25 protein-coding genes and 1 other RNA gene are annotated in these 25,081 nt (G+C 48.5%); 13 read left to right on the top strand and 13 right to left on the bottom strand.

The window, feature by feature from the left end:
* Positions 1 to 51: 51 nt before the first annotated feature.
* From H6F93_RS21070 to H6F93_RS21050, 5 genes are all read right to left on the bottom strand, one after another.
* Entirely contained in the window at positions 52 to 1,632 is a 1,581-nt protein-coding gene (locus H6F93_RS21070; protein WP_190684883.1) for a sensor histidine kinase, read from the bottom strand.
* Between the two features lie 692 nt (positions 1,633 to 2,324).
* Positions 2,325 to 3,020 carry a two-component system response regulator RppA gene (rppA, locus tag H6F93_RS21065; protein ID WP_190684880.1) on the bottom strand — a complete coding sequence of 232 codons (696 nt, stop codon included), beginning with the start codon at positions 3,018 to 3,020 and terminating at the stop codon, positions 2,325 to 2,327.
* Between the two features lie 40 nt (positions 3,021 to 3,060).
* A complete protein-coding gene (locus H6F93_RS21060; protein WP_190684877.1) occupies positions 3,061 to 3,711 on the bottom strand; it encodes a glutathione S-transferase family protein in 651 nt (216 codons plus the stop codon).
* Positions 3,711 to 4,973, bottom strand: a complete 1,263-nt coding sequence (locus tag H6F93_RS21055) for a TAXI family TRAP transporter solute-binding subunit (protein ID WP_242043543.1) — start codon at positions 4,971 to 4,973, stop codon at positions 3,711 to 3,713. The genes H6F93_RS21060 and H6F93_RS21055 overlap by 1 nt, the downstream gene beginning before the upstream one ends.
* 91 nt (positions 4,974 to 5,064) lie before the next feature.
* Positions 5,065 to 6,042 (bottom strand): cupin-like domain-containing protein, encoded by a 978-nt coding sequence (locus H6F93_RS21050; protein WP_190684870.1) that lies wholly within the window; start codon positions 6,040 to 6,042, stop codon positions 5,065 to 5,067.
* 158 nt (positions 6,043 to 6,200) lie between these two features.
* Between H6F93_RS21050 and H6F93_RS21045 the strand changes: the two genes are divergently transcribed.
* Positions 6,201 to 6,662 (top strand): MarR family winged helix-turn-helix transcriptional regulator, encoded by a 462-nt coding sequence (locus tag H6F93_RS21045; RefSeq protein ID WP_190684866.1) that lies wholly within the window; start codon positions 6,201 to 6,203, stop codon positions 6,660 to 6,662.
* 141 nt (positions 6,663 to 6,803) lie between these two features.
* A complete protein-coding gene (locus tag H6F93_RS21040) occupies positions 6,804 to 8,144 on the top strand; it encodes an SCP2 sterol-binding domain-containing protein (protein ID WP_190684863.1) in 1,341 nt (446 codons plus the stop codon).
* A 27-nt stretch (positions 8,145 to 8,171) separates the two neighbouring features.
* On the opposite strand, the gene H6F93_RS21035 is transcribed toward H6F93_RS21040, so the two are convergent.
* Positions 8,172 to 8,564, bottom strand: a complete 393-nt coding sequence (locus tag H6F93_RS21035) for a winged helix-turn-helix transcriptional regulator (protein WP_190684860.1) — start codon at positions 8,562 to 8,564, stop codon at positions 8,172 to 8,174.
* A 178-nt stretch (positions 8,565 to 8,742) separates the two neighbouring features.
* Between H6F93_RS21035 and H6F93_RS21030 the strand changes: the two genes are divergently transcribed.
* Positions 8,743 to 9,300, top strand: a complete 558-nt coding sequence (locus H6F93_RS21030; protein ID WP_190684858.1) for a cysteine hydrolase family protein — start codon at positions 8,743 to 8,745, stop codon at positions 9,298 to 9,300.
* Positions 9,301 to 9,421: 121 nt separating this feature from the next.
* Here the strand turns inward: H6F93_RS21030 and H6F93_RS21025 are convergent, their stop codons facing one another.
* From H6F93_RS21025 to H6F93_RS21015, 3 genes are all read right to left on the bottom strand, one after another.
* Positions 9,422 to 9,775, bottom strand: coding sequence for a hypothetical protein (locus tag H6F93_RS21025; protein ID WP_190684855.1), 354 nt, complete (start codon positions 9,773 to 9,775; stop codon positions 9,422 to 9,424).
* 136 nt (positions 9,776 to 9,911) lie between these two features.
* Positions 9,912 to 11,639, bottom strand: coding sequence for a succinate dehydrogenase/fumarate reductase flavoprotein subunit (locus H6F93_RS21020; RefSeq protein WP_190684853.1), 1,728 nt, complete (start codon positions 11,637 to 11,639; stop codon positions 9,912 to 9,914).
* Positions 11,640 to 11,765: 126 nt separating this feature from the next.
* Positions 11,766 to 12,074, bottom strand: a complete 309-nt coding sequence (locus H6F93_RS21015; protein ID WP_190641841.1) for a hypothetical protein — start codon at positions 12,072 to 12,074, stop codon at positions 11,766 to 11,768.
* A 96-nt stretch (positions 12,075 to 12,170) separates the two neighbouring features.
* Here H6F93_RS21015 and H6F93_RS21010 point away from each other — a divergent pair, with 96 nt between their 5' ends.
* Entirely contained in the window at positions 12,171 to 12,767 is a 597-nt protein-coding gene (locus H6F93_RS21010) for a pseudouridine synthase (RefSeq protein WP_190684850.1), read from the top strand.
* Positions 12,768 to 12,793: 26 nt separating this feature from the next.
* Here H6F93_RS21010 and H6F93_RS21005 read toward each other — a convergent pair whose 3' ends face one another.
* Positions 12,794 to 12,955, bottom strand: coding sequence for a hypothetical protein (locus H6F93_RS21005; protein ID WP_190641839.1), 162 nt, complete (start codon positions 12,953 to 12,955; stop codon positions 12,794 to 12,796).
* Between the two features lie 100 nt (positions 12,956 to 13,055).
* Here H6F93_RS21005 and H6F93_RS21000 point away from each other — a divergent pair, with 100 nt between their 5' ends.
* Complete coding sequence (locus H6F93_RS21000; RefSeq protein WP_190684846.1) at positions 13,056 to 13,718, top strand: TraB/TrbI/VirB10 family type IV secretion system protein; 663 nt, start codon at positions 13,056 to 13,058, stop codon at positions 13,716 to 13,718.
* Positions 13,719 to 13,851: 133 nt separating this feature from the next.
* On the opposite strand, the gene H6F93_RS20995 is transcribed toward H6F93_RS21000, so the two are convergent.
* Together H6F93_RS20995 and H6F93_RS20990 are read right to left on the bottom strand one after the other, a co-directional pair.
* Positions 13,852 to 14,526 (bottom strand): response regulator, encoded by a 675-nt coding sequence (locus tag H6F93_RS20995; RefSeq protein ID WP_190684843.1) that lies wholly within the window; start codon positions 14,524 to 14,526, stop codon positions 13,852 to 13,854.
* Complete coding sequence (locus tag H6F93_RS20990) at positions 14,523 to 15,554, bottom strand: sensor histidine kinase (protein WP_524537989.1); 1,032 nt, start codon at positions 15,552 to 15,554, stop codon at positions 14,523 to 14,525. Before H6F93_RS20990 ends, H6F93_RS20995 begins: the two co-directional genes overlap by 4 nt.
* A gap of 495 nt (positions 15,555 to 16,049) precedes the next feature.
* Here H6F93_RS20990 and H6F93_RS20985 point away from each other — a divergent pair, with 495 nt between their 5' ends.
* The 8 genes from H6F93_RS20985 (at position 16,050) to H6F93_RS20950 (ending at position 22,828) form a co-directional block, all read left to right on the top strand.
* Positions 16,050 to 16,301, top strand: coding sequence for a TrkA C-terminal domain-containing protein (locus H6F93_RS20985; RefSeq protein ID WP_190684836.1), 252 nt, complete (start codon positions 16,050 to 16,052; stop codon positions 16,299 to 16,301).
* A gap of 21 nt (positions 16,302 to 16,322) precedes the next feature.
* A complete protein-coding gene (gene kdpA / locus H6F93_RS20980) occupies positions 16,323 to 17,303 on the top strand; it encodes a potassium-transporting ATPase subunit KdpA (protein WP_199313863.1) in 981 nt (326 codons plus the stop codon).
* A gap of 87 nt (positions 17,304 to 17,390) precedes the next feature.
* The gene (locus H6F93_RS20975; protein ID WP_347277337.1) at positions 17,391 to 18,281 is read left to right on the top strand and encodes a hypothetical protein; all 891 of its coding nucleotides are present in this window, start codon (positions 17,391 to 17,393) and stop codon (positions 18,279 to 18,281) included.
* A 472-nt stretch (positions 18,282 to 18,753) separates the two neighbouring features.
* Positions 18,754 to 20,058: a glycosyltransferase gene (locus tag H6F93_RS20970; RefSeq protein ID WP_190684827.1), complete on the top strand. Its 1,305-nt coding sequence runs from the start codon at positions 18,754 to 18,756 to the stop codon at positions 20,056 to 20,058.
* A 101-nt stretch (positions 20,059 to 20,159) separates the two neighbouring features.
* A complete protein-coding gene (locus tag H6F93_RS20965) occupies positions 20,160 to 20,369 on the top strand; it encodes a hypothetical protein (protein ID WP_190641833.1) in 210 nt (69 codons plus the stop codon).
* Positions 20,370 to 20,515: 146 nt separating this feature from the next.
* Positions 20,516 to 20,905: RNase P RNA component class A (gene rnpB, locus H6F93_RS20960), an RNA gene on the top strand.
* 72 nt (positions 20,906 to 20,977) lie between these two features.
* Positions 20,978 to 21,703: a ribonuclease III gene (gene rnc, locus H6F93_RS20955; RefSeq protein ID WP_190684822.1), complete on the top strand. Its 726-nt coding sequence runs from the start codon at positions 20,978 to 20,980 to the stop codon at positions 21,701 to 21,703.
* An 87-nt stretch (positions 21,704 to 21,790) separates the two neighbouring features.
* Complete coding sequence (locus tag H6F93_RS20950) at positions 21,791 to 22,828, top strand: Gfo/Idh/MocA family protein (protein WP_190684820.1); 1,038 nt, start codon at positions 21,791 to 21,793, stop codon at positions 22,826 to 22,828.
* A 22-nt stretch (positions 22,829 to 22,850) separates the two neighbouring features.
* Here H6F93_RS20950 and H6F93_RS20945 read toward each other — a convergent pair whose 3' ends face one another.
* Positions 22,851 to 24,902 (bottom strand): sensor histidine kinase, encoded by a 2,052-nt coding sequence (locus H6F93_RS20945; protein ID WP_190684817.1) that lies wholly within the window; start codon positions 24,900 to 24,902, stop codon positions 22,851 to 22,853.
* Positions 24,903 to 25,081: the final 179 nt, after the last annotated feature.

The following is a 25,081-nucleotide window of genomic DNA, read 5'->3' as shown; positions in this document are numbered from 1 at the left end:
GGGTGTCACCCTGCCTCTTCTATCAAGCCATAGCATTTTAGTAGGAGTTGATTAGCTTGAAGGTGCGTCTTGATAGACCCCAACTTTAGGATTGCTTCTTGCTTCAAGGTTCTCTGCTATTTCTAAGCTTGCAGATGTAGGAAGTGAATGAGTTTCAAGGCTAATGGGTTGGGTGTTGCAGATTGGAATCTCAATCCAGAACTCTGTACCTTGCCCCGGCTCTGAGAAGCATTTCAACACGCCTCCGTGGCGCTCTACTACAATCTGATAGCTGATAGATAGCCCCAGCCCCGTCCCCTTGCCGACCGGTTTTGTCGTGAAAAAAGGATCAAATAGTTTTTCTTTCACTGCCGGAGAAATGCCAGGACCATTATCCGTGATGCGGATGATCACACAGGGTTGCTTAGAAAATTTGCCCCGGTGGGTAAACCTTGTACTGATAGAAATTTGACCCTTGATAGATTCTTGCTCTGAAATAGATTCAGGGTCTGACGGAGCAGCGCTGGAGTTAGCGTGTTCTAGAGCATCAACAGCATTGCTCAGAATGTTCATAAACACCTGATTGAGCTGTCCAGCGTAGCACTCTACAAGTGGAATGTTGCCGTAGGTCTTGATCACCTCAACGCCAGGATGGTCGAGCGCTGGTTTAAGCCGATGTTGCAAAATCATCAGTGTGTTGTCGATGCCTTGATGCAAGTCAACGGCCTTTTTTTCTGCTTCGTCTAATCGAGAGAAGTTTCGCAGTGACAGGACGATCTGTCGAATTCGATCTGCCCCAACTTTCATCGAAGCCAGGATTTTGGGTAAGTCTTCTGACAAGAAGTCAAGGTCAATTTGCTCGCTCCACTGCTGAATCTCCGGAGCGGGTTGAGGGTAGTGGCACTGGTAGAGATCCAGAAGACCAAACAAATCTTGGATGTAGCGATTGACGTAAGTGATATTGCCGTAGACAAAACTTACGGGATTGTTAATCTCGTGGGCAACACCTGCGACCATTTGCCCCAGGCTTGACATTTTCTCGGTTTGAATCAGTTGAGTCTGGGTTTGCTGAAGTTCTTCCAGCGTTTGGCGAAAGCGCTGATTACTGCGCTGTAGAGCATTTTCTACCCGCTTTTGGCGATTGACGGTGCGCTCTAGCTGCGTGACATTCGCCTTCAACTCTAACTGCATGATCACCTGACGGCTTAGAATCCGCAAAGTATCAAGCTGATCGTCGCTCAGGATACGAGGAGTCCAATCCATCGTACAAAGGGTGCCGATCGCAAAGCCGTCTGGGGTGACTAGAGGCGCGCCCGCATAAAAGCGAATGTGGGGTGATGCAGTCACCAGCGGGTCACTGGCAAATCGCGAGTCATTTAGCGTATCTGAAATGACCAGAATTTCATCGGGTTGTAGGATTGCTTGATCGCAAAAGCCAACATCTCTGGCAACACTGACGGCATCCCATCCGATTCTGGATTTAAACCACTGGCGGTCTAAGTCAACCAGGTTGATCAGTGCGATCGGAACGCCGCAAGTGCGTGCTGCCAGTTTTGTGAGGTCATCTAACACCTCCTCTGGAGCAGTATCAAGAATTCTGTAGCGCTTGAGGGCATCCAGTCTATCTGCTTCACTGAAGAGTGTTTGTGCCATCCCGATTGCTCAATTCCAAGCTTGGTTAGTCACGCATCTTAATAAAGTAATTCATTCGAATCGATAAATGCAAGATAGTGATCCCCAAAAAGGTTGAACTAATCGTAAAAAGACGAAGAAATAAAATTTTGAGAATTTTTATTCCGACGACGCTATCAAGATGTTTAGATTCTAGTTCTACAAATGCTGTGCTTACTGAAGTAATCGATGGGAATGGAGAGCGCAGCGATCGCCCCTTCAAGTTCTTCGGTCGAACCGGTTTGGGATGGGGGTAGGGCGATCGCCTTGCAAATGAGTTGCCTGCAAAAGAGCGCCAGCTCTACTCTGTGTTGCTTGCACCCAAAAACCTATAGGCAGACCAAATTCGTCCTCAAAAGTTTCAAACATCTGGTTACTGTTGATTGAAGTTGGTTAATGCACGTGTAGAACGCAGACTTTGCTCAAGCTAATCAGCAAATTTAGAAACAAAATAAGAGATGCAATTTGAGTCAAGGCCACCTCATGATTTAGAAGATTGCAGTGAATGAATTGCATAAATTGCGGAACTAAACCTACGACAAATTGCAAGACTTTACTGCAAGACATGTGTAACAAAAACGAAGCTGTTGCTTTCTTTTTGTTAATAGATCTTCTACAAAAACCACCTTCTGAAGGGTAAATGGCAGCGCCGCGCTGCTATTCACCCAGGGAATCTAATGATCGCCGCCTTCAGAAGAGCCGAAGCGGTACCCTTTCCCGTAGACGGTGTGAATCAGCGGAGGTTCACCGCTAGCCTCAATTTTGCGGCGCAGCAGACGAATCTGGGCTGCCAAAGCATTGCTGCTGGGTTGTCCTTCGCCCCAGAGGTGATGGTGAATTTGACCGTGGGTGAGCAACTGATTCGGGTGGGTCATCAGATAAGCCAGGAGCTGGCTTTCTTTCTCTGACAGTTCAATGGTTCGCCCCTGCCGATAGGCAAGCTGATTCTCTAGATCTAGTTCAAAATCCTGGACCCGTAGTCGCTGAGTGGGCACAGGCGTTTCCTGGAGCGGCGGACGGCGCAGCAATGCTCGCACTCGGGCTAACAATTCTCGCAGTTCAAAAGGTTTGATTAAGTAGTCGTCTGCGCCTGCATCCAATCCCTTGACCCGATCGTCAATCGTGTCTTTGGCAGTAAGGAAGAGAACGGGGGTGGTGTCACCGTGCGCTCGCAATTCCTGGCAAATCTCTAGTCCGCTCTGGTGAGGTAGCATCCAATCTAAGATCAGCAGCTCATAGTTACCCTGGGCAGCCAATTGACTCCCCTCTGCCCCATCATGAGCAACATCGACGCTGTAGCCTTCGCGGGCAAGGGCCAGGTTTAGGGGGTCTGTTAATTCCACCTCATCGTCTACTAGAAGAATCCGCATGGTGCGCTCAAATCAGGTGTGGGATGAGTTTTTAATTCTACTAAAGCTTAGATTCTGCTAAATACTCTGACTCGGCTTCCGCTGCTGCAACCCATTCTTGCATTGATGGCAGTGCCCAAACTGCATCTGCGTAGGCTTTTGCAATTCCATCTAACTCAACTCCATAGGTGACAAAGCGAGATACGACAGGCGCGTACATGGCATCGGCAAAGGTGAATTGACCAAACAGAAAATCGCCGCTAGTGCCGAACTGCTGCCGACAAGTGCGCCAGATCTCGGTGATGCGATCGATGTCTGACTGCACACCAGGTGCTCTACCCTGTCCGGGAAGTCTAGCGCGGCAGTCCATTGGCATATGTTGTCGCAGGTTGCTAAAGCCGGAATGCATCTCGGCGCTGACGGAGCGGGCGATCGCCCTTGCTGCTCGATCTTCGGGCAACCAGTGTCCCGCAAACTGCTCTGCCAGATATTCACAGATGGCGAGAGAGTCCCAAACGGTTAGGTCATCGTGAATTAGTACAGGCACTCTACCCGTAGGTGAGTATTGCAAAATCCTGGCGTGGGTTTCGGACGTGTCTAGCGGAATTCGAACTTCAGCAAAATCAAGCCCCGCTTGCTTCATCACCAGCCAGGGGCGTAGCGACCAGGAAGAATAATTTTTGTTGCCAATGACTAAAGTAAGCGGTGACATCAGGATTTATGGTGCAGATTTAGCAGAATCATCTCACGATGGCGAATCGTTGTAATTGCTACGTCCCAGGGAAAGGTAAAGGATTGAAAGGATTCGGGTGAAATTCGGTCTTTATCCAGGTCTACGACGACCTGAGCAAAAATTTCAAAAAGCTGATGGCGAATTTTGTAGAGATGTTCTAAGTTATCAACGGTTTGGACTTGTTCAATAATGTCTAAAATTTCCAGATTGTAGCGATCGGCGCGATTTTTTTGGCTTGCCAAGAGCCAGAGACGAAATTGCCAGAACGCAGATACCAAAAGAACGGCAACCGACAGCAGCAACCCAATCAGCTCAGCGTATTCGAGCCAAAAGTTAGGATTGTCCTGGTTGTAATAGGCTCTGGCACCCGGGTGTAGGGGAATCCCCAGGTTTTCTGCTGATTCAGGTAAGCGGATGTTGGCGGCACGAGGATATTGCGCCACGAGTTCACTGCGTAGCTCAAACAGGGTACGAGTAATTTCCCGAACGGCTTCCTCACTAACACCAGTATGGGCAACCAATTCTGCCCGCACTGCCACCACTGGAATATTTTCAGGTGGAATCGGACCCGCCCCATTGTAGGTGCCCTTAGGAATTTGAGTTGCTTCTAAATAAGGAAGAGAAAGCCGCAACGCCTCGACCTGATCGATCGGAATCAGCCGAATCTGGCTGGTTTCGAGCAGGTGACTGACTGAGGTGCTACCTAGAGCAATGACGCGAAACATTGCATCGGCTTGTCCTTCCTGTAGAGCAGCAGAGGCCTGATCTGCGGGAAGAGGGATTGCCTGATAATTCGTTTCGTTTAACCCATAGTGAGGGCTAACTGCCTGAAATAGTGCATAAGAACCGCTGCCTTCAGGGGTCAGCGCTACCCGTTTGCCGCGCAGGTCGGCCATTCCCTCAATTCCGGACTCTGCCGTAGCGAGCAGGTGAAATACCTCTGGAAACAAGTAGGCAACGGCTTTCACCGAGGAATGGACTGGCGTGTCACTCTGCACGATCGCCAACTGAACTTGGTTTTGCGCCAGCAGCGACATGTTTTCGACCGAGCCAGCCGTTTCTCGCACCCTGATTTTGATCTCAGGATGATGACGAGACACCACTTTCGCTAACACACTGGCAAAGGCAAAATATTCCCCGTCTCGGCTAGCGGTCGCAATCACTAAATGATGAGTCCGATTTTGCTCACGTACCCACTGCATAGCAAACGCCAAGGCCGCAACCAGGCTTATCAGCACCATGGGATACGCAAACTTACTCTGCATAACCGCAAACGAAGGGAATAGTGTCTCACTTCTAACACAATCTGGCTGGGGGATTGCGTTATTTTTCTTAGATTTTCTGCCAGATCTGACTCAGCGCTTGAGCGTTGCCGCTGGCGATCGCCCTGATCACATCTCCCAAGATGTGGGGAATGGCACAAACGCTGCCCAAATGCACTCGCCACTTGCTCCATAGACGGAGCGATCGCACCGTCGGAACCTGCCAAAAGCGGTTTACAGAACAAACCATTACATCTCCAGCCTCATTTCCTACAGTGGTCAACTCATGCCACCAACCCGCTGGAATAAACAGCACCTCCCCCTGCCGTAACACATCGTCATAGCGATGCTGGAGTGCTTGTCTGAGTCGAGGAAATGCTTCAAGATCAGGACGCTCAGGATACACCTGGCTGTAAGAAGCCCGCATTTTTAGTCCATGACGCAAATGTACCCAAAAAGAAAATGGGTAAAGGTTGTAAAGCTGAGACGGTGGGAAAAGCACCACTTTTTTGGCACCATGAAGCTGTATCAACGTGCCGTCCATCGGGTCGTAGTGCAGACAGGTGATGTGTCCTGATGTGCCTAACCAAAGATTAAAGTCGCTCATCGGAGCCAAACCCAATTTCTCTCCGACCTGTTGGAGCGACGCTAGATTTTGCTCTAGTGGCGTGTTTTTGAGGGAACGTTTGACCAGGTAAATATCCTGTTCCTGGGCTTCGCCGCTTTCTAGCATTTCAGCATATTGAATAAATGGAACGCGCTGAGCTTCAGTGCCGCTGCCGATGCTTTGCCAGGTGCGCTTATCTTGCTCATACCGCTTCCACCCATACCGCCGAATCGGAAGCACAAAAGTATTTAGTTTTTCGCGCAAATAGTCCAAGCTCCAGTCCAACTCAGCATCCAACAAACCCGCCACAATTACGGGCACTCCTGGTTTTTGGTACTGCTCAAAAAATTCAGACGCAGTTAAAGCAGATGCAAGGACACGGGATATTGAATGAACTGAATAATTTAACCCCGATTGGGTTGCACCTAGTTCAGGTTGCATATCAAATTGAAATGGATTTTTCAGGTGATTTTTGTCGATATGATATCTCTGCGAAAAATGCGAAACAACCTACAGGTGGGCGATCGCTAAGCTTCTCTGACATTTCTTAACTAGGTGATCCGCTTGACAAGATCTAATTAAGTGGATATACACCTATTATGCATTCACAAGAATCACAACCTAGTTCACACAATCCCGATGCCGCTACAAGCTGTACCTGCTTTAACCTGCGCAAGGCAACTCGCGTCGTCACCCAGTTTTTTGATGAAAAGCTCCAACCGAGCGGGCTGCTGGTTAACCAATTCACGCTGCTAACGGCTCTAGCTCAAGTGGGTTCTCCCACAATGAAGACCCTGGCTCAAGTTTTGGTGATGGATCGCACGACCCTGACTCGTAATCTCAAACCCCTCCAGCGACAAGGGCTAGTTGCCATTGAGCCCGGACAAGATCAGCGAGAGAGAATTGTTACCCTGACTGCAACTGGGCAATCTGCTCTAGCAAAGGCATTTCCCCTCTGGAAGGAAGCACAGCAGCAAGTCGTTGAGGGATTAGGCAAGGATCAGTGGCAAGTGCTGCTGTTTAGTTTGGCAAACACGGTGTCTTTGGTTCATGAAATATAGGGATCATGAAGTGGAAGGGCTGAGGTTTTGAGGAATTGAAAAATACCCCCCGCTCCTAGTCCTCAGTTCCTTTTATCGAACAGTCTTGGCAGTTGAGTTTGTAAAAAAGTGTATATGCACCTAAAACTAGAGAGGAAATTTATGTCTCAGTTTGAACAGCATCCAACGGTTAAGCGGTTTCGTGAGCAGGAAGCGACTCGTGAGGAATCTGTGACTACGCTGGATGCAGATTGGCTGCGTCAGCTTTGTTTGGACGCAGGCGCAGATGATGTAGGGTTTGTCGAAGTAGGGCAATTGGCGATCGCCGACCAGCAACGAGATATTTTAACTGCCTTCCCGCCCACCAAAGCGTTGATCAGCTTTGTCTGTCGGATGAATCGAGAGAATGTTCGCAGTCCGGCGCGATCGGTTGCCAATGTCGAGTTTCACCATACGGGAGATGAGGTGAATGACATTAGCCGCGAAATTGTAACAGCGCTGGAGCGACGAGGTATTCGTGCTCTGAATCCAGCAATGGGATTTCCGATGGAGATGGATCGCTTTCCCGGCAAGGTTTGGGTGGTTTCGCACAAGCCAGTGGCAGTGGCAGCCGGACTGGGACACATGGGCATTCATCGCAACGTGATTCACCCCAAGTTTGGCAATTTTATTCTGCTAGGCACGGTGCTGATCGATGCAGAAGTAAGCGCCTACAGTGCCCCAATTGACTACAATCCCTGTCTGGAATGCAGGTTATGTGTGGTGGCTTGCCCAGTGGGGGCGATCGCCACCGATGGACACTTTGACTTCTCTGCCTGCTACACCCACAACTACCGCGAATTTATGGGTGGCTTTGGAGACTGGGCCGGAGAAGTAGCAGAAAGCCGCAGTTTCAAGGACTATCGTCAAAAAGTTAGCCCATCCGAATCTGCCTCCATGTGGCAGAGCCTTTCCTTTGGGGCGAATTACAAAGCGGCGTACTGCATGGCTGCTTGTCCTGCCGGAGAAGATGTGATCGGACCATTTCTCAGGAATCGTGTGGGCTTTGTCCAGGAAGTGGTCAAACCTTTACAGGACAAGGATGAGACGATTTATGTTGTGCCTGGTTCTGACGCTGAAGCGCACGTTGCGCGACGGTTTCCGCACAAGCAAGTTAAGCAGGTAAGAAACACTTTAGTGCCACCACGCACGGCTGAAGGCTTTTTAGGGGGAATGCCGCTCTTGTTTCAGCGCAACCAATCTGAGGGGCTAGATGCGGTTTATCACTTTATCTTTACGGGTGCAGAAAGCCATCAAGCAACCGTCACCATTCGCGACAAGAAACTGAATATTCAAACCGGACTTGTAGGAAAACCGAATCTGCAAATTACAGCTGACAGTAATACCTGGCTGAAGTTTTTGGCAAAAGAACAAAACTTAGTTTGGGCACTGTTGCGCCGTCAAATTCGACTGAAGGGAAATGTGCGATCGCTTCTAGCTTTTAGCAAATGTTTTCCGAGTTAAGCAGAGTTTGTTCATTTTCCTGCATTGTTAGCTTGCTGAATCAGTCGGTGAGATTGATGCTTGATTCACAGTTTCAAATTCCTCCCACCAAACTGCTCTTTGTTCAGTCATACACAGGTACTTTTCGCTCCAATTTAGCATTACCTGTAAAACAGGCTCCAAGCTCAGTCCCAAATGAGTGAGAGAATACTCTACTTTTGCAGGCACTTCGGCATACACTCTTCTCTGAACAATTCCAGACTGTTCTAGTTCTCTCAATTGTAGGGTAAGCATCCGCTCAGTCACGCCGGGAAGATGCTGCTTGAGTTCCCCATAGCGTTGGGTTCCTTGAAACAGGAGCGTGAGAATTGGCATCTTCCACTTGCCCCCGACAACGTCAACAAGAGCTTCTACCGGACACATATATTGTTTTTGTGGCATCGAGTCTTGTTCCAACGATACTTTTTGATAGTTCACAATCATATTGTACGTACTTGAAATAGTGAGATGCTTCGCTCATACTCAGGCTATCGAAGCAACAGCTAAATAAAGCAGTGAGCAAGCTTTTCTGCCAGTGCTAACTCAAAAGAGTAATAACAGGTAATAACAGGACAAAATTATGCAAGGAGCTAATGTGAAAGGTTTAATTCTAGTTGACATTCAAAACGATTATTTTCCTGGTGGAAATTGGGAACTGGTTGGCGTAGAACAAGCTGTAAAAAATGCTCAAAAGCTTCTACAGAAGTTTCGAGAAGAAGGATCTCCAATTTTTCACATTCAGCATATTTCGGTAGAACCGGAAGCAACGTTTTTCTTACCAAACACAAAAGGCGCTGAAACTCACGAAAGTGTAGCTTCTCAACCCAACGAAACGGTGATTATGAAGCATTTTCCTAATAGTTTTAGAGAAACTTCTTTACTGGACAATCTAAAAGATTCTGAAGTTGAAGAAGTGGTTATTTGTGGCGCAATGAGCCACATGTGCATTGATGCTACAACCCGCGCTGCATTCGATTTTGGGCTTCAGTGCATTGTGATTGAAGATGCTTGTGCAACACGGGATTTAGAGTACAAGAATAGAACCGTTAAAGCTGCCGAAGTTCATTCAGCTTTTATGGGAGCACTGGCAGAGGGGTATGCAAAAGTGATCGCTACTGACGAGTTCAGTAATATTTAGCTGCAACAAACTTTCTCTACTTAAATGAATTTGCGGAAATAACAATGCGCTGTCAAGTTTTCTTAAGGAGAAATTTGCAATCGCTCCTAGCCTTCAGCAAATGCTTTTTCAAATTAGATACTCAACAACCCAGAATCTGATTAATTGCACCAATTAACCAAGCAAGCACACCTACTGCTTCAGTTGTTACACCAAGAGGAATTCCTAACGCTGTTAGTATGGCGTCGATGCTAGCTCCTGTAGTAATCAGCCCTATTAATGTAGATGCAATACCTACAATACCGACTCCAGTACTAACGGCAAGAACTCCACTTCCTCCGATCAAAGCTACTATTGCTGCAAACTGGAATGGATTAGGAGCAGGACATGCATGGGCTACTTGTCCAATCACCACTGGAGACAAACTTAATAACTCTGTAAATAGCATTTCTCGATTCTCTAGTTCATGTCCTGTACTAAACAAAAGTTTTCCCAAGTAATGAACTAAGGTTAACGAGTATGCAATTCACATGACGTGCGAGTTTTTCCAAGGTTCTTGTGAGATGGGCATCTTGCCCGTTCAGACCAAGCAAGCAAGATGCCTGCTCCATAGGAAAGCTCTACTTCTTGTCCTAATACTTGCGCTCCTGTGGCTCGAACATGGTGATGGCGACTGGGCGATCGCCAATTTGGATACCCGCCGGAGAATAATAAGCCATCGTGTGTTTTAGGAAATTGGTGTCGTCTCGATCTGCAAAGTCTTCGCGGCAGTGTGCACCTCGGCTTTCCTGACGATTGAGCGCACCAGTAAGAATGACTTCGCCGACGATTAGCAAGTTTTGTAGTTCTAGCGCTTCGGTTAGCTCGGTGTTCCAGAGTTTGGCTTTGTCATCCAGGTAAATCCTTTGCGCTTGCTGACGAATCGCTTGCAGCTTTTCTAACCCTTCCTTCATCACTGATTCGGTGCGAAACACGCCGCAGTGGTCGGTCATGCAGTCCTGAAAAGCCTGACGGATTTGATCAATTCGATATTCACCAGGCTGGTCAATCAAGGTCTGAACTTGCTGCTCTGCCTGAGTGAGATAGCGCTGCTCGTCAATTTCGGGAAGTTTGCGCGATTGAACGTATTGGGCGATCGCTGCTCCTGTCCTCTTGCCGTAAACCACACATTCCAGCAAGGAATTGCTGCCCAATCGATTTGCTCCGTGTACGGAAACGCAAGCGGCTTCCCCAGCGGCAAAGAAGCCTTCGACCAAGCCATCGGCACCACTACGAACTCGTCCATCTGTGTTGACCGGGATGCCGCCCATTGAGTAGTGAACCGTTGGACGAATCGGAATCGGCTGATGTACGGCATCAATTCCCACTAGGCGATGTGCCTCCTCCCAACAGAAGGGGACACGACTCATGATCTTTTCTCGTCCCATGTGGCGCAGGTCAAGGTAAACAAACGGGCCGCCTGCACTGCCGTCTTGATGTGCTCCCCGCCCTGCCCGAATTTCTTTGGTGATGGCGCGGGAGGTGATGTCGCGGGGAGCTAGCTCCATTTTGCTGGGGGCGTAGTTAGACATGAAGCGATCGCCCTCTGCATTAATCAAATAAGCCCCTTCACCACGCACTGCCTCTGAAATTAGTACTCCAACCGGGTACAGACCAGTCGGGTGAAACTGAACAAACTCCATATCTTCAAGTGGCAGTCCGGCAAGGGCTGTCATTGCTAGCCCATCGCCCGTTGAGGCAAAGTCGTTAGATGTGGTGTTGTAAACCCGCCCGTAACCACCTGTTGCAAACATCACGGCTTTTGCTCGTACCACCTCCAGCCGTCCATCCAGTAGGTGATACATCACCACACCTTTCACCTGGTCTTCTTCTAGAATCAGGCGCAGCACATACCATTCGTCATAAATATGGACCCCATAGCGACGCAGGTTTGCCACCAGCTCGTGCAAAATAGCGTGACCCGTTTTGTCAGCGGCGTAACAGGTGCGTTTATGAGAATGTCCGCCAAAAGCACGCTGAGCAATGCGTCCATCGGGCAGGCGGGAAAACAATACGCCCATGTGTTCCAGGTCAATCACCACATCGGGCGCTTCCCGAGTGAGAATTTCGACGGCATCTTGGTCTGCCAGGTAATCGGAACCCTTTACCGTGTCAAAAGCGTGAGCTTCCCAGGTGTCTTGGTCATCGACGTTCTTTAAGGTGGCTGCCATTCCGCCTTGAGCCGCGACGGAGTGCGATCGAATGGGGTGAGTTTTGGCGACAACGGCAATGCTCAATCGAGGATCTGTTCTGGCAATTTCTACTGCTGCCCGTGTCCCTGCTAGACCGCCGCCTACAATGATTACGTCGTGTTCAATCATGCTCAATCGCGCTCAAACTGTTGCGTGAAGTTGTCCTATCTCTATCCTGACGCAAATAAAAAGCCCCTACCTAAAGGCAGGGAACTTCTTAAGAAATCATCTGATGTGTATCCAGGAAGCTTTTTGTTAACCCGCAGCTTGGGCAGGGCGCTGGCTAGAGACTGCGCTAGGTTCTGCTCGGCTCTCAGTCTGAGGGCTAACCTCAGAAAACTCAATGTGGTTGAGCAAGGTTGTGACGAAGGCAAAGAGCAGAAATGGTAAGGAAAGCACCAAAATTAGCCCGACAGTCGCCAAAGCATAGATTGGACGGCTAGCACCCATCAGCGCCAAAGCAGATGCCAGACTGATGAAGATTACAATTAACCAAACGATAATTTGACCGTAGATATCACCAAAAGAGAGCGTGCAAACGAACCGATATTTTTGTTTATCCATAAGATTCTCTTCCAAAGCCCTTTGACCTAAGCGTAAAGCCGAGCCAAAGATTTGGACAACTTAACTAAGATTTTTTAATAAAATGAGCCATTTGACGTGCGCGATCGCCACCTACTGTTCTACAAACCCTACGACGTTCTAACCCAATTCACTGATGCTGCGTCTGAGGGTGGCACCTCCAGACCTACCCTCAAAGATTACATTGATGTGCCAGATGTTTACCCAGTTGGACGGTTAGACCGAGACAGTGAAGGACTGCTGCTGCTGAGCAACAATGGACGGCTCCAGCATCGGTTGAGCGACCCAAAATTTCAGCATCCTCGTACCTACTGGGTGCAGGTTGAGCGGATTCCGACTGAGGCAGACTTGATTCCGCTGCGGCAAGGACTGGTGATTCAAGACTATCGAACTCGTCCAGCAAAAGCTGAGCTGTTAGTCGAGGAACCGTCTTTGCCGCCTCGCGATCCGCCAATTCGATTTCGCAAAAATGTACCAACCGCCTGGCTGGAAATTACCTTAACTGAGGGGCGCAACCGCCAAGTACGACGAATGACAGCAGCGATCGGTTTTCCAACGCTGCGGTTGGTCAGGGTAGCGATCGCCACTCTCACGCTAACAGGGCTAGAACCTGGACAATGGCGCGACTTAACGAGCGAAGAACTGACGATCTTACGCAAACTCTGTAAAATTTAATACACCTATTTGAATTCTAGGAACATTCAAAATTCTACCGAAGTCAGTAAATTCAGCAGTGGAGCTTCAAACTGACTGAAACACGACATTTCTTGCTCAAATTCGTCAAAAATCATCCCATCGGGTGAATCGAGAGAATGAAGTAAGGCGATCGCTTCCCGTCGTAGCTTGTAAGGTATCCGGATCAAAATGCTCCCTGCCTCAATAAAAAGTCTTTAAGGCAAAAGAAAAGCAAAAAAGACTTTGAAACTCAATGGTTGTAAACAATCAGGGATCAGGAGAAAAACAATGTTAACTTCAAAACGCTGGCAATCTAGAACTGCTCTGTTTATGGCATTGGGAATGGCTTCAGTATCAGCCTTGCCCACTTTGCTGGCGACCCCAGCAGTTGCGAATGAGCCATACCTGGTGGGGCAGCTATTTCCCTCTGATACGACGCGGCTTGTTGTACCTACTGGGACAGTCATTCCAGTACGCTACGAGGAAGCTGAAAGAATCATCGTCACGCCCGATGAAACGGCTTCCGTGACCCTAGTTGTCGCCCAAGATGTGCGCTCCTCTGCCGGAACGGTGTTGATTCCTGCTGGCAGTGAAATTGAAGGAGAACTGCAGCCTAACGGTGGTGGCACTCAGTTTGTGTCCGAAGAAATCACGCTCACATCTGGTCAAACTTTGCCCATTGATGCCACATCTGAAGTGATCACCGATACGCAGGTCATCACAGAAGACACTGACCCCGATTTTCTTCGAGGCGCAGTGATTGGTGCAGCAGCAGCAGCAGTTTTATCAGAAATCTTTGGCTCGATTGATTTTGGTGAAGTGTTGGCTGGTGCCGGTTTGGGCGCTCTGGGTTCGCTGCTTCTAGGAGGTGGCGAAGAGGAAGTTGAAGTCGTTGTTGTTGAGCCTGAGACTGATCTGGATTTAACACTTCAAAGTGAATTTGAGCGTTAGGGATAGTCTAGACAGTTCAACCTGTAGCCCAGGAAACTGTAGGGCATAGCATTCGAGTCAGAGTTTAGAGGCTATTTCAGAGCCTATCTGCCGAATTGTTATGCCCTGCTTTGACATATTTATATCAGCGGGATTATTGGAGAAAATCGGAGGCAACTAATCCTTTTTTCAGCGCTAGGACAGCAGCCTGGGTGCGATCGCGCACATCTAGCTTTTGCAAAATCGTGTGAACGTGAACTCTAACCGTTCCTGGTGCAATGTAGAGAATTTTGGCAATTTCCTGATTGCTTTGTCCTTTGGCCACCAGTGCCAAAATTTCCTGTTCTCGTCGGGTCAAGGGGTTTTCTAGCGCCTGTTCTGAAGCAGGAGTTGAGCTGTCGGTTTGAAATGCCGCATAAATTTCTTGGGTTGCAGCAGAGTCCCACCATGAAGCACCTGCTGCAACGGAACGAATCGCCAAAACTAGAGATTCAGCCGCAATTCCTTTCAAACAATAGCCCTGGGCCTTTGCCTCAATCAAACGAGCAATTAGCGGTTTTTGAAAATGAGAGGTGAGCGCTAACACGGGGAGATTAGGCTGCTGTTGCTTGATTTGGCGGCAGGCTTCGATGCCGCCGATGCCAGGTAGCCCAATGTCTAGCAACACTAAATCAAGCAGGCGATCGCAGGCAATTTCTATAGCGGTTTCTCCATCTTCGGCTTCTGCTGTCACATCCAGTCCTTCTTCTTGTTGAAGCCGGGTTGTAAGTCCGAGGCGAAATAGCTCGTCATCTTCTACCAGGAGAATGCGTAAAGGACTAGATTTCATATCAGGGATGGTGAGACAGACGCAGTAGGAACTAGCACTGGTAAGCAAAACCCAAATACGGCACCTTGAGATGAATTGTTTTTTGCCCAGATTGTTCCACCGTGAGCTTCGATGATTTGTCGGGTAAGGTAAAGTCCTAGTCCTGATCCTTTGGTTTGGCGATCGCCATGCCCCTGATAAAACCGTTCAAATAGCAGAGGCAATTCGTCCGATGTAATGCCTTGACCGTTATCGATCACTTTCACCACATGGTGAGTGTTCGTATTGGTAATCACAATTTCAACCTTGTCACCTCGCAGGGAGTGGTTGATTCCATTTTCTAATAAGTTGACAAAAACGCGCCGAATCTGAAGTGCATCTCCATTGACCCAGAAAGATTGACGGAAGTCAGAATCTCCACATCTCAACCGCAAATGGACTTGACGGCTAACCGCCAGATCGGTCAGCATAGCCGCCGCCTCGTCTGCCAATGCTCTAAGATCCACGGGCTTTCGCTGAAGGATTAGCCCTTCGGTGTCGTTGCGATAAACATCAAGCAGGGTCTCAACCAACTGCAAGCTGGCTTGATGACTACGAGCCATAATTTCTAAAACCCGGCGCTGAGTGGCTGTGACTGCACCAAATTTTTCTTGCTGAAAAGCTTTTAGGGTTTCGATCGCCCCTAACAACGGTGTTCTTAGATCGTGGGTCAGGGTCGAGGCAAAATCTTCTCTCACCTGGTTGAGATGCTCCTGGGTCTGGAGTTTAATTTGCTGCTGAGCGATTGCCTGCTCAAATCGACGATTGCAATCGCTCAACCAACCCGTAACAATCAGCGCCATTGCTGCAATCAGTCGATTAGCAACCGTGTCTAAGGTAATCGTCTCTGCTCCAGGTACGAATAGGTTGAAGATGGTGAGGCTGATGGCGATCACTGTCACCCAAGTTCGACTCGCTCGACTGAGCCCCGAATCTGCTAGCAAAACTGCGCCGATATATAGATAGCCAAATACGTAAGGCGGTGGTGTGGAATATTCCAGAGTGCTCACGATAAGAAACAGGATCGCAATCAACCATTGAGCTTTAACCGGTTTATGAAAAGGGGACGGTTTGTGAGTTGGCGATCGGTTTAACATTGCAAAATCTAAATTTTAGAAATTAAAGAACGTTTGAGCAGTAGTGAATATTTCCTATAGGGGCATAGCATTCGGCAGATAATCTTTTGAATAAATCAAAAGATTATCTGCCGAATGCTATGCCCCTACATTCTCCTGATTTATAGATTGGATTTCTTAAGCATCTTCTTAAATTGGAATGTAATTCAAGCATTAATTTAGACAAAAAATACCGTTTAGAGCAAATTTATATCTGCAAGTATAGATATTCCTGATTTTTCTGAACCCATTTATATATTCGTGTTTAGAGTAAGAAATTTATTTCTTGAATAAACGGCTGGCTATACCTTTTAAGTACACAAAATCTCCTCCACAATTGGGAGTGATTAGATTTTAGAGCGGCAGATTTAGAAACACTGCTGTTGGAATATGTCTTACTACAAATCAAAACTCGTTCAAGTTTGGATCCAGCCTCACAGCAAGCACTGTGGTCACAAAATTTCTGAGGTTTATCTGCCTAAGCAATGCCAAATTATGGGATTGATTCGTCAGGAAGAAGTCATTCTAGCAAATGAAGATCCAATTATCTGTAGCAACGACCTTGTGATTGCTGTCGCTGTCAATCCGATGTTTTTGCCCGAACTGAAGTTGTGCCTAGAGCAAGCAAAGTATGTTTCGTAAAGCAACAATTGCATTTAATTTATGGTGTGGCAGGGGCTTCTACAAATTTCGTTAATACTGCTAATTCTTGCAGTTGTGTCTCCTTTTCTGGGTAAATATATTGCACAAGTCTTCCAAGCAAAACGGTCCTGGCTTGACCGATTTGCCTCTCCTTTAGACCAGTTTATTTACGCTTTGGGTGGGCTTCGCTATCAGGAATCGATGACAGGATGGCATTATGCCCGTGCTGTGTTTTACAGCAATCTAGTTATGGGTGTTCTGGTCTATTCAATCTTTTTGCTTCAAGCGATTTTGCCGTTCAATCCAACCAATTTATCGACACCTTCCTGGGATTTGGCGCTGCATACTGCTATTTCGTTTACGACTAATACCGATCAGCAGCATTACTCTGGCGAAACGACGTTTAGCTATGCGAGTCAGGTGCTAGCGCTGGGATATTTGATGTTTACCGCAGCCGCAACTGGAATTGCAGTGGCGATCGCCTTCATTCGGGGTCTAACGGGGCAACCGCTGGGCAATTTCTATCGAGATCTGACTCTATCTATTGCGCGCATTTTGTTACCCATTTCGGTTGTGGGGGCGATCGCCCTCCTCATTGCCGGAGTGCCCGAGACGTTGGCTGCCCCTGCAACTGCAACCACGCTCGAAGGCGCAACCCAATACATTGCCAGAGGACCAGTTGCTCACTTTGAAATCATTAAACAGCTCGGCGAAAACGGCGGCGGATTCTTTGGCATTAACTCAGCCCATCCGTTTGAAAATCCCAATGGGTTTAGCGACCTGCTAGAGACCGTGACGATGCTAATCATTCCGGCGGCGTTGATTTTCACTTATGGAATCATGGCTGGCAACCCGAAACAGGGGCGACTAATCTTTGGGATGGTGTTTGTTTTGTTTGTGGGATTGGTGGCGATCGCCCCTCTGGCTATTTCTGGCACTGCGCTTGAATCTGGCGATCGCCCCTGCTGTTCTAGCTGCCAGCTCAAAAAGCGATCGGTTTAGAAACAGTGCCTTGTAAAGAATCGATCTGTCCAGGGCTAGATACCTGTTTGGCTCCTGGTTGACTGACAAATCTTCTGATGTAGGTTGGTGAAACAACGTGAAGCCCAGCATTTGCCTGAATTTTGTTGGGTTACGCATTCGCTTCACGTAACCTACGATATACCCTCAGCTTTAGAAGTTTTGTCAGTCAACCAGAGGCATGAATACGAGAAACGCTATCGGGCTGTAGAGCAAACCCTCACGGCTGGAATTGATGTTTCTTCTACCGTCAACATTCAGCATTTAGAGAGTTTAAATGATCTTGTGTTGCAGATATCGGGCGTTGTCGTGCGCGAGGGCATTCCCGATCGCCTGCTTGATGAAGCCGACGAAGTTGTAGTTGTGGACGTAACGCCCGAAACACTTGAAGAACGTTTGATTGAGGGAAAGATTTATGCTCCCGAAAAGATCGATCAGGCGCTGCAAAATTTCTTCCAGCGGCGCAATCTAATTGCACTACGAGAGCTTGCATTGCGAGAGGTTGCTGACAATATTGAAGAAAATAATGGCACAACAGTTGCAGAAAAACGCCATTGCAATATTCATGAGCGGGTCATGGTTTGCCTTTCAACTTATTCCAATTCAATTCGGCTGTTGCGTCGTGGTGCAAGAACTGCAAGCTACATGAATGCGAAACTTTATGCCCTATTTGTAGACAATCCAGAACAATTTTTAACGAAAGCTGAAAGCCTACATGTAGAAACTTGTGAAAAGCTCTGTCGTGAGTTTGGGGGCGAGTTTTTACGAGTTGAGGGGCATGACCCACTATCTAAGATTACCGAAATTGCTCAACGAGAACGAATTACCCAAATTGTAGTCGGGGAGACACATCGATCGCGCTGGGAGCTGTTTATTAAAGGATCGATTGTGCAGCGACTAATGCGATCGCTTCCTGACATTGACCTTCACATTATCGCGACCCAACAGCCTTTAACTTGAGGTCATCAGGTCTTTAATAGGCCATAGTGCTTGAGTGTCTCAGTCAAAAAACTCTTGTAGGAAAAAAAGATTGACCTACTCGTAACTTTACGGTATTTTTACAGTTACCAAAGCTTAGCCAGATTCAATCTCTCCTATTAGCTACTTGCTATAAGGATGATATTGAGACGGGGGGTTTAATTGGGGCACATCTCTGCTCGATGTATGCGTATTTCACATTTAATTTGATGCATCGATAGAGAGGACTTTCCTAAGTCTTTGCCCGTCAACTAGCTCCGTTGGCATTTGGTATTAAGTCTGCAAATTTGGCATTTTTATGAGTGCTATTACAGCAGTATCCTGCTCTCGTCAGTGTTCCTGGTTGGTATCGAGTCATGTCCTTGTACCTGCCCTTGGCTCTGAGGAGAAAGTTGTGTTGCCTTAGATTCAGAGCTTAGGGTCGGGTTAGTTGTTTAGGGTGAAATAATCTACCATGCTCCTGACTCAAGAAAAGCGAGTTGCTTTGATTTCTGTTTGTGGTGATCCTGCTGCTGAGATTGGGCAGGAAGAGGCTGGAGGGGAAAATGTTTATGTCCGTCAGGTCGGACAAACACTAGCTCAGCAGGGTTGGCAAGTGGATATGTTCACTCGCCGTAACGATCCTGAGCAGGCTGCAATTGTTCAGCATTTGCCTAGCTGTCGAACGATTCGCCTGAGTGCTGGACCTGCGACTTACATGCATCGAGATCATCTATTTGAGCATCTACCGGAGTTTGTAGACCAGTTCCAGCGGTTTCAGCAACGGGAGGGGGTGCAGTACTCCCTGGTTCATACGCACTACTGGTTGGCCGCGTGGGTCGGAATGCAGCTCAAGCAGGCTCAACCCCTGGTTCAACTGCATACCTATCACTCACTCGGTGCGATCAAGTACAACACGGTGAGTGATGTTCCGGCGATCGCCACCCAGCGTCTAGAGGTCGAAAAAGCTTGCCTGGAAATGATTAACTGTGTGGTCGCCACCAGCCCTCAAGAGCAAGAGCACATGAGGACGCTGGTATCTAAGAAAGGCAGAATCGAAGTGATTCCCTGTGGCACAGACTTAGACAAGTTTGGCAACATTAGTCAACTTGAGGCACGACAGCAGTTAGGAATTGATCCAAAGTCTAAGGTTGTCCTCTATGTTGGTCGATTTGACCCCCGTAAGGGGATCGAAACCTTAGTGCGGGCAGTTGCCAAATCTAGCCTGCGAGATCAGGGTGATTTGAGGTTGGTCATTGGTGGCGGCAGTCGTCCCGGACAGTCCGATGGCAAAGAGCGCGATCGCATTGGCGGTATTGTCTCAGAGCTAGGACTCGACTCGATCACGACTTTTCCTGGTCGTCTAGACGACTCAAACCTGCCGTTCTACTATGCCGCTGCGGATGTGTGCGTTGTGCCCAGTCACTATGAGCCGTTTGGCTTGGTGCCCCTGGAGGCAATGGCTAGCCGCACTCCAGTCATCGCCAGCAACGTTGGCGGACTGAAGTTTACTGTTGTTCCTGAAGTCACCGGATTATTGGTACCACCCAAAGATGAGCTAGCGTTTACCACGGCGATCGATCGCATTCTTAGCGATCCCACCTGGCGAAACCAGCTGGGTGAAACGGCTCGGCAACGAGTTGAAATCGCCTTTAGCTGGCAAAGCGTTGCGGCAAACCTGGGTCAACTTTACACTAGCTTGCTTGCCCAGGCGACTGCGGCTCCAGCAAAGTCTGTTGTTCCGGCAGCGATCGCGCCCAAAAAAGATCGCGTAGCGTGAGACACCGTGAATTTCGAAGTTTAGGAATTTAGTTGGGTGGTTGCTTTTGATCGGCTAACAAAAAGTTAGGGCAGAAAACGTCAAAACTAGGAGTCAGAGCAATGCTAAACGTTGAAGATTACGCAGTTCATCGCAAAACTGGATGGATTGGTAAGGTTACGGGCTACGGACACCTAATGCTCAACGGTACATATCTACCCACGCTCAAAGTCCATCTGCTAAAAGGTTCAGGCGCAGTTCAAGGCAGCATCATTGAAGATCTTTCTTCATCCTGGATGGAAGTAGAGGCAGAGTATAGCCACAGTGTTTAGTGCAGTGTCTTAGAAGGTGTTTTAGAAAAGGAGGATGGGTTTTGCCCCGCCCTCCTTTTTTGTCGTAATCCAGCTCAGGTTGTGAGTGCACTTTTCGAGTGCACTCACAACCTATTCGTCGCTTGCTATAGACTTGAATCAAGGGAAGAGTAGGCGCAGGTGGTTACGGACGAAAGTCTGAGGAAAGTCCGGGCTCCCCAAAGACCAAACTTGCTGGGTAACGCCCAGTGCGGGCGACCGTGAGGAAAGTGCCACAGAAACATACCGCCGATGGAGTCTCAGACTCACAGGTAAGGTTGCAAGGGTGCGGTAAGAGCGCACCAGCAGCGTCGAGAGGCGCTGGCTCGGTAAACCCCGGTTGGGAGCAAGGTCGAAGGAGCAACGGTTGGTCTTTTTCCGGCTCCGGGTAGAAACGGTTAATCCGGTTCTGCGAAACCCGCTAGAGGTGTCTGGCAACAGGCATCCCAGATAGATAACTGCCCTTTCAGCAGTTCTCTGTTGAAAGAACAGAACCCGGCTTATGTCCGGCTCTTCCCTTTTCCCAATTCCTTTCCCAGAGCTAATTGGGCTATGGTTTTTTAGCAGCAATGCGTCCAGGTTTAGGTTGAATGTCCCTGATTGATCCCCGTCGTCCAAAGCAGCTCCGTCAATTGGTAGAAAGGCTTGGATTACCGGCTGACTCTCCGGTTAAATGGGAGCTATTAGATTTGGCGTTGACCCATCCGACTGCTTCGCCTGAAGCAAATTATGAGCGGCTCGAATTTGTCGGCGATGCGGTCGTAAAGCTGGCAGCAGCAGAATTTTTATTTGAAACTTATCCCCAGTCCAGTGAAGGGGTGCTTTCGGCAATTCGGGCGGTATTGGTTAGCGATCGCTCTCTAGCAGCGATCGCTGATTCTTATGGCTTCGATCGCTATCTGCTCGTGGGCAGCAGCGCCTCACGCGACAAGGTTGGGCAGGAAACACGCTTAGCAGATTCTCTAGAAGCCGTTTTAGCAGCACTCTACCTCAGCACTCACAACCTGAAGCTAATCCATCCCTGGCTAGACTCTCATTTGCGCGAGTTGACCGAAACGGTTCTGCGTGATCCCACCCTGCAAAATTACAAAGGCGCTTTGCAAGCCTGGACGCAAACTCACCATCAAATGCTGCCTGAATACCGCGTCACTGAGATTGGTCAAACCTATGGCGACAGCGAGCGATTTATGGCAGAGGTTTGGTTCAAAGGACAACAGTGGGGCCAAGGCAAGGGGCAATCTAAGAAAGCGGCAGAGCAAGCGGCAGCAAGAATTGCCTTTTTGGCGTTGCAGCAAACAGAAGGAAGGGAAGGATGAAGAGGGAGAAGGGATGAAGGCAAACTTTCGTTCTTCCGCTATACCTACTGTTCGAGGGGAATAAAGGCTGTTTGAGAGGAATAAAGGATGAGGGATGAAAAACTTGGAATTGCGGTATTTGGGGCAGGGCGATGGGGCGTGCATCTGGTTCGCAATTTTTTGGAGCATCCTAACGCTCGGTTAATTGCAGTGGTAGACACTGAGGGCGATCGCCTAAATGCCCTGGCTGAGCGGCTTCCTCTGGACAATGTCAAGTTAAGTACGGATTGGGAAGCGGTAATGCAGCTTCAAGACGTGCAGGGGGTGGCGATCGCCACTCCAGCAACAACTCATGCCCTACTGATTCAGGCTGCACTAGAGCAAGGACACCACGTTCTTTCAGAAAAACCGCTGACGCTAGACGGAGCAGAATCAATCAAGCTATGTCAGCTTGCAGAGCAACATCAGCGACAGCTTGTGATTGACCATACCTATTTGTTTCATCCGGCCGTGCGGCAAGGCAGAAAAACTCTTCAAACTGGGACCCTGGGAGAGTTGCGTTACGGCTACGCTGCCCGTACCCATCTTGGTCCCGTCCGTCAGGACGTGGATGCGCTCTGGGATCTAGCCATTCACGACATTGCTATTTTCAACCATTGGTTAAACGAAACACCGACTCAAGTGCAGGCACAGGGCACGGTCTGGCTACAGTCTCAGTCACCCAATACTCAGTTTTTTCCTCAAGGGTTATCAGATTTAGTGTGGCTAAAGCTCATTTACCCCAGCGGTTTTCAAGCCTTGGTTCACCTCTGTTGGCTCAATCCTGATAAACAGCGGCGACTCTGTATTGCTGGTAGTCAAGGGACGCTCATTTTTGATGAGCTATCTACTTCTCCTTTGACCCTCCAACGGGGATATCTGGAGCAGACCGATCAATACTTTATTCCTGCCGGTCAGAGCGTTGAAGCGTTAGAGCTAGAACCTGCTGAACCACTGCGACAAGTTTGTGACCACTTCCTGTCCTGCATGGCTCAAAACCGACCCTCCGAAATTTCTTCCGGTTGGGTAGGGGCAAAACTCGTTCAGATTCTCTCAGCGCTGACGACCTCCCTCAACCAGGGTAGTCAAATCGTGTCAGTTCCATAGGGTACAATCCATTCTAGGTCTACTACCGCACGACTGGATGCTCTGTAATAGTCTTTGAGGCTGGTTCCTGAGTGTCAGATCCCGCAATGGCAGCCGCAGGAGGCTGAATAGTGGCGATCGACAAGGCAATTTCTACAGTGGTGCCCTGACCTACACCCGCGCTGTGCAGCGTAATGCTGCCACCCATCAACTCGATCAAGTTTCGAGAAATAGCCAGTCCTAAACCCGTTCCTTCAAATTTGCGCGTGGTGGTACCGTCAACCATCACAAAAGGACGAAATAGCTTATGTTGCTGTGTGGGGTCAATTCCAATGCCTGTATCGTGAACCGAGATGATCACCCAGGCTTCAGGATTGACAGGAGTTTCTACAGTCCGATGTCCGTTAAACTGGCTTGTTTGAACCGAGTTCACAGCAGTTTCAATGCGAGTATCAATCGTGATACTGCCCTGATCAGTAAATTTAATTGCGTTGTATATCACGTTCAGCAGCACCTGCTTTAGCTTTGCCGGATCAGAGCGAACCAGGATTGGCTCGGACATTTCTGGTACGCTCAGACGCAATCCTTTCTCGTGAATCTGCATACTTTGCAGATCGACCACTTCCTGAAGAATTTGCCGCAGGTCGATCAGCTCAATTGAAAGGGAAAGGGTTCCTGCCTCAATTTTGGCAATGTCCAGCAAATCATTGATGATTTTGAGCAAATGGATTGCTGCTTCATCTGCTCGATCAAGAAACTCCACCTCTTCCTCAGGCGAGTCGCAGCAGTCGTCTCGGACTAAGCGAATGCAGCCAATAATTGCATTCAGCGGTGTTCGCAGTTCATGAGAGGTATTGGCAAGAAACTCACTTTTGAGTTGATTGGCGGCTTCGGCTTCTTGCCATGCTGCCTCTAGTTCTTTAGCCCGTTCTTCTAGCCGCCTCACCATGTTGTCGAGTACTTCAGCTAGATGATTGAGTTCTCGAATGCGAAAGTTTTTGGGAGCGCGTTGCAGCGGGTCGCGTTTGTGGATGTGACGGGCGTACTTTCCCAATTGCTCAATGGGTAGAGCCAAGTCTCTCGCCATGTAAAGCATGGCCAAAAGGTGAGCAGCCAGTAGTCCTGTCGTTAGAATTACCAGGATGCGTTTAATATCTTCTAGACCATGCAGGGCATTATCTAAGCGAGTTACGGCTAGAACTGTCCAGGTGCGATCTTCGGTCGGGCTAATACTGATTTGAATGGGGCTGTAGCCTGCTAGCCACTCCTCCTCATCTCCTACAAAACTGAAGATGTGACGGACATCTGGGTCGTCCCCTCGCTGAACGTTGTTAATGATATTTTCGAAGCGATCGGCATCAGTCCCGTCTTTAATGTTTTGCCCAACTCGGCTAGGTAATGGATGAGCCAGAAAAACGCCATCTTGGTCAATGATGGTAGTGTAGCCTAGCAGTGAGCCTGGCTTGCCGCTTTCCCGCTGTGTGAGAACGGATTGAGCCGCTAGCGTATAGCGGAGCTGTCCGTTTTGATCGTAAACGGGAGTGCCAATGAGCAAATCTAATTCAGTTGAAAGTTCTGCTTGATCAGATTGAGTAGATTCGTTGCTTGGTTCAGCTTGTGCATCAGGTGTGGCGGGTTTGCTCGGCAGCGTACTGAGATAAAAACTGTCGGCGTTGAGTTCACTTTGCTGAGTCGCCCAGGGTAGGTCAGCCTTGGAAAGAAGAGGTTGATTACCGCAGGTCGTAGCGGTTATGTTGCCTGTTTGCCAGTCAATCAGCTGAAGGCAGTGAATCTCGGTAGGCAAATCGGCGGACAGTTGGTTTAGATAAGTTTGGATCGCCTCTGGCTGTCCAGCTTGCAAGATAGAGGTACGGCTGGCCGTTTCTAGATTGGTTTGTAAGGACTGGATTGATGCCTGGATGTCATCTGCTTTGCGGATTGCGCTCTCGGCAAGGTTTTGACGAGCGGTATATAGCAGGCTGGTACGCGCCTTACGGAAAGTCACTCCTACTCCCAGCAGCAAGATTGGGATGCTGAGTACGAGAATCCGCGATAGCAGAATTCGGCGAAAGGAGGATTGACCTAGCATAGCCATAGCGATTGCTGAATCAAGGGACAAAGCCTGCTTTTAAAGCTTAATATTCAACCACACTGAGTAGTCTAAACATCCGTACACTGAGATGGATTTTTTCAGGGATTCTTTATACAGATGAAGAATTAACTGAGTTGGTGGATGCTTCAGGCAAAGCACTACATTTGGCTGAAAGCGTTCCC

Origin of the sequence: Leptolyngbya sp. FACHB-671, from assembly GCF_014695745.1 — a bacterium.
Classification (GTDB): Bacteria; Cyanobacteriota; Cyanobacteriia; order Elainellales; family Elainellaceae; genus JAAUTN01.
The sequence above is the reverse complement of the archived record's forward strand: the minus strand, read 5'-3'. Positions and strand labels throughout refer to the sequence as shown.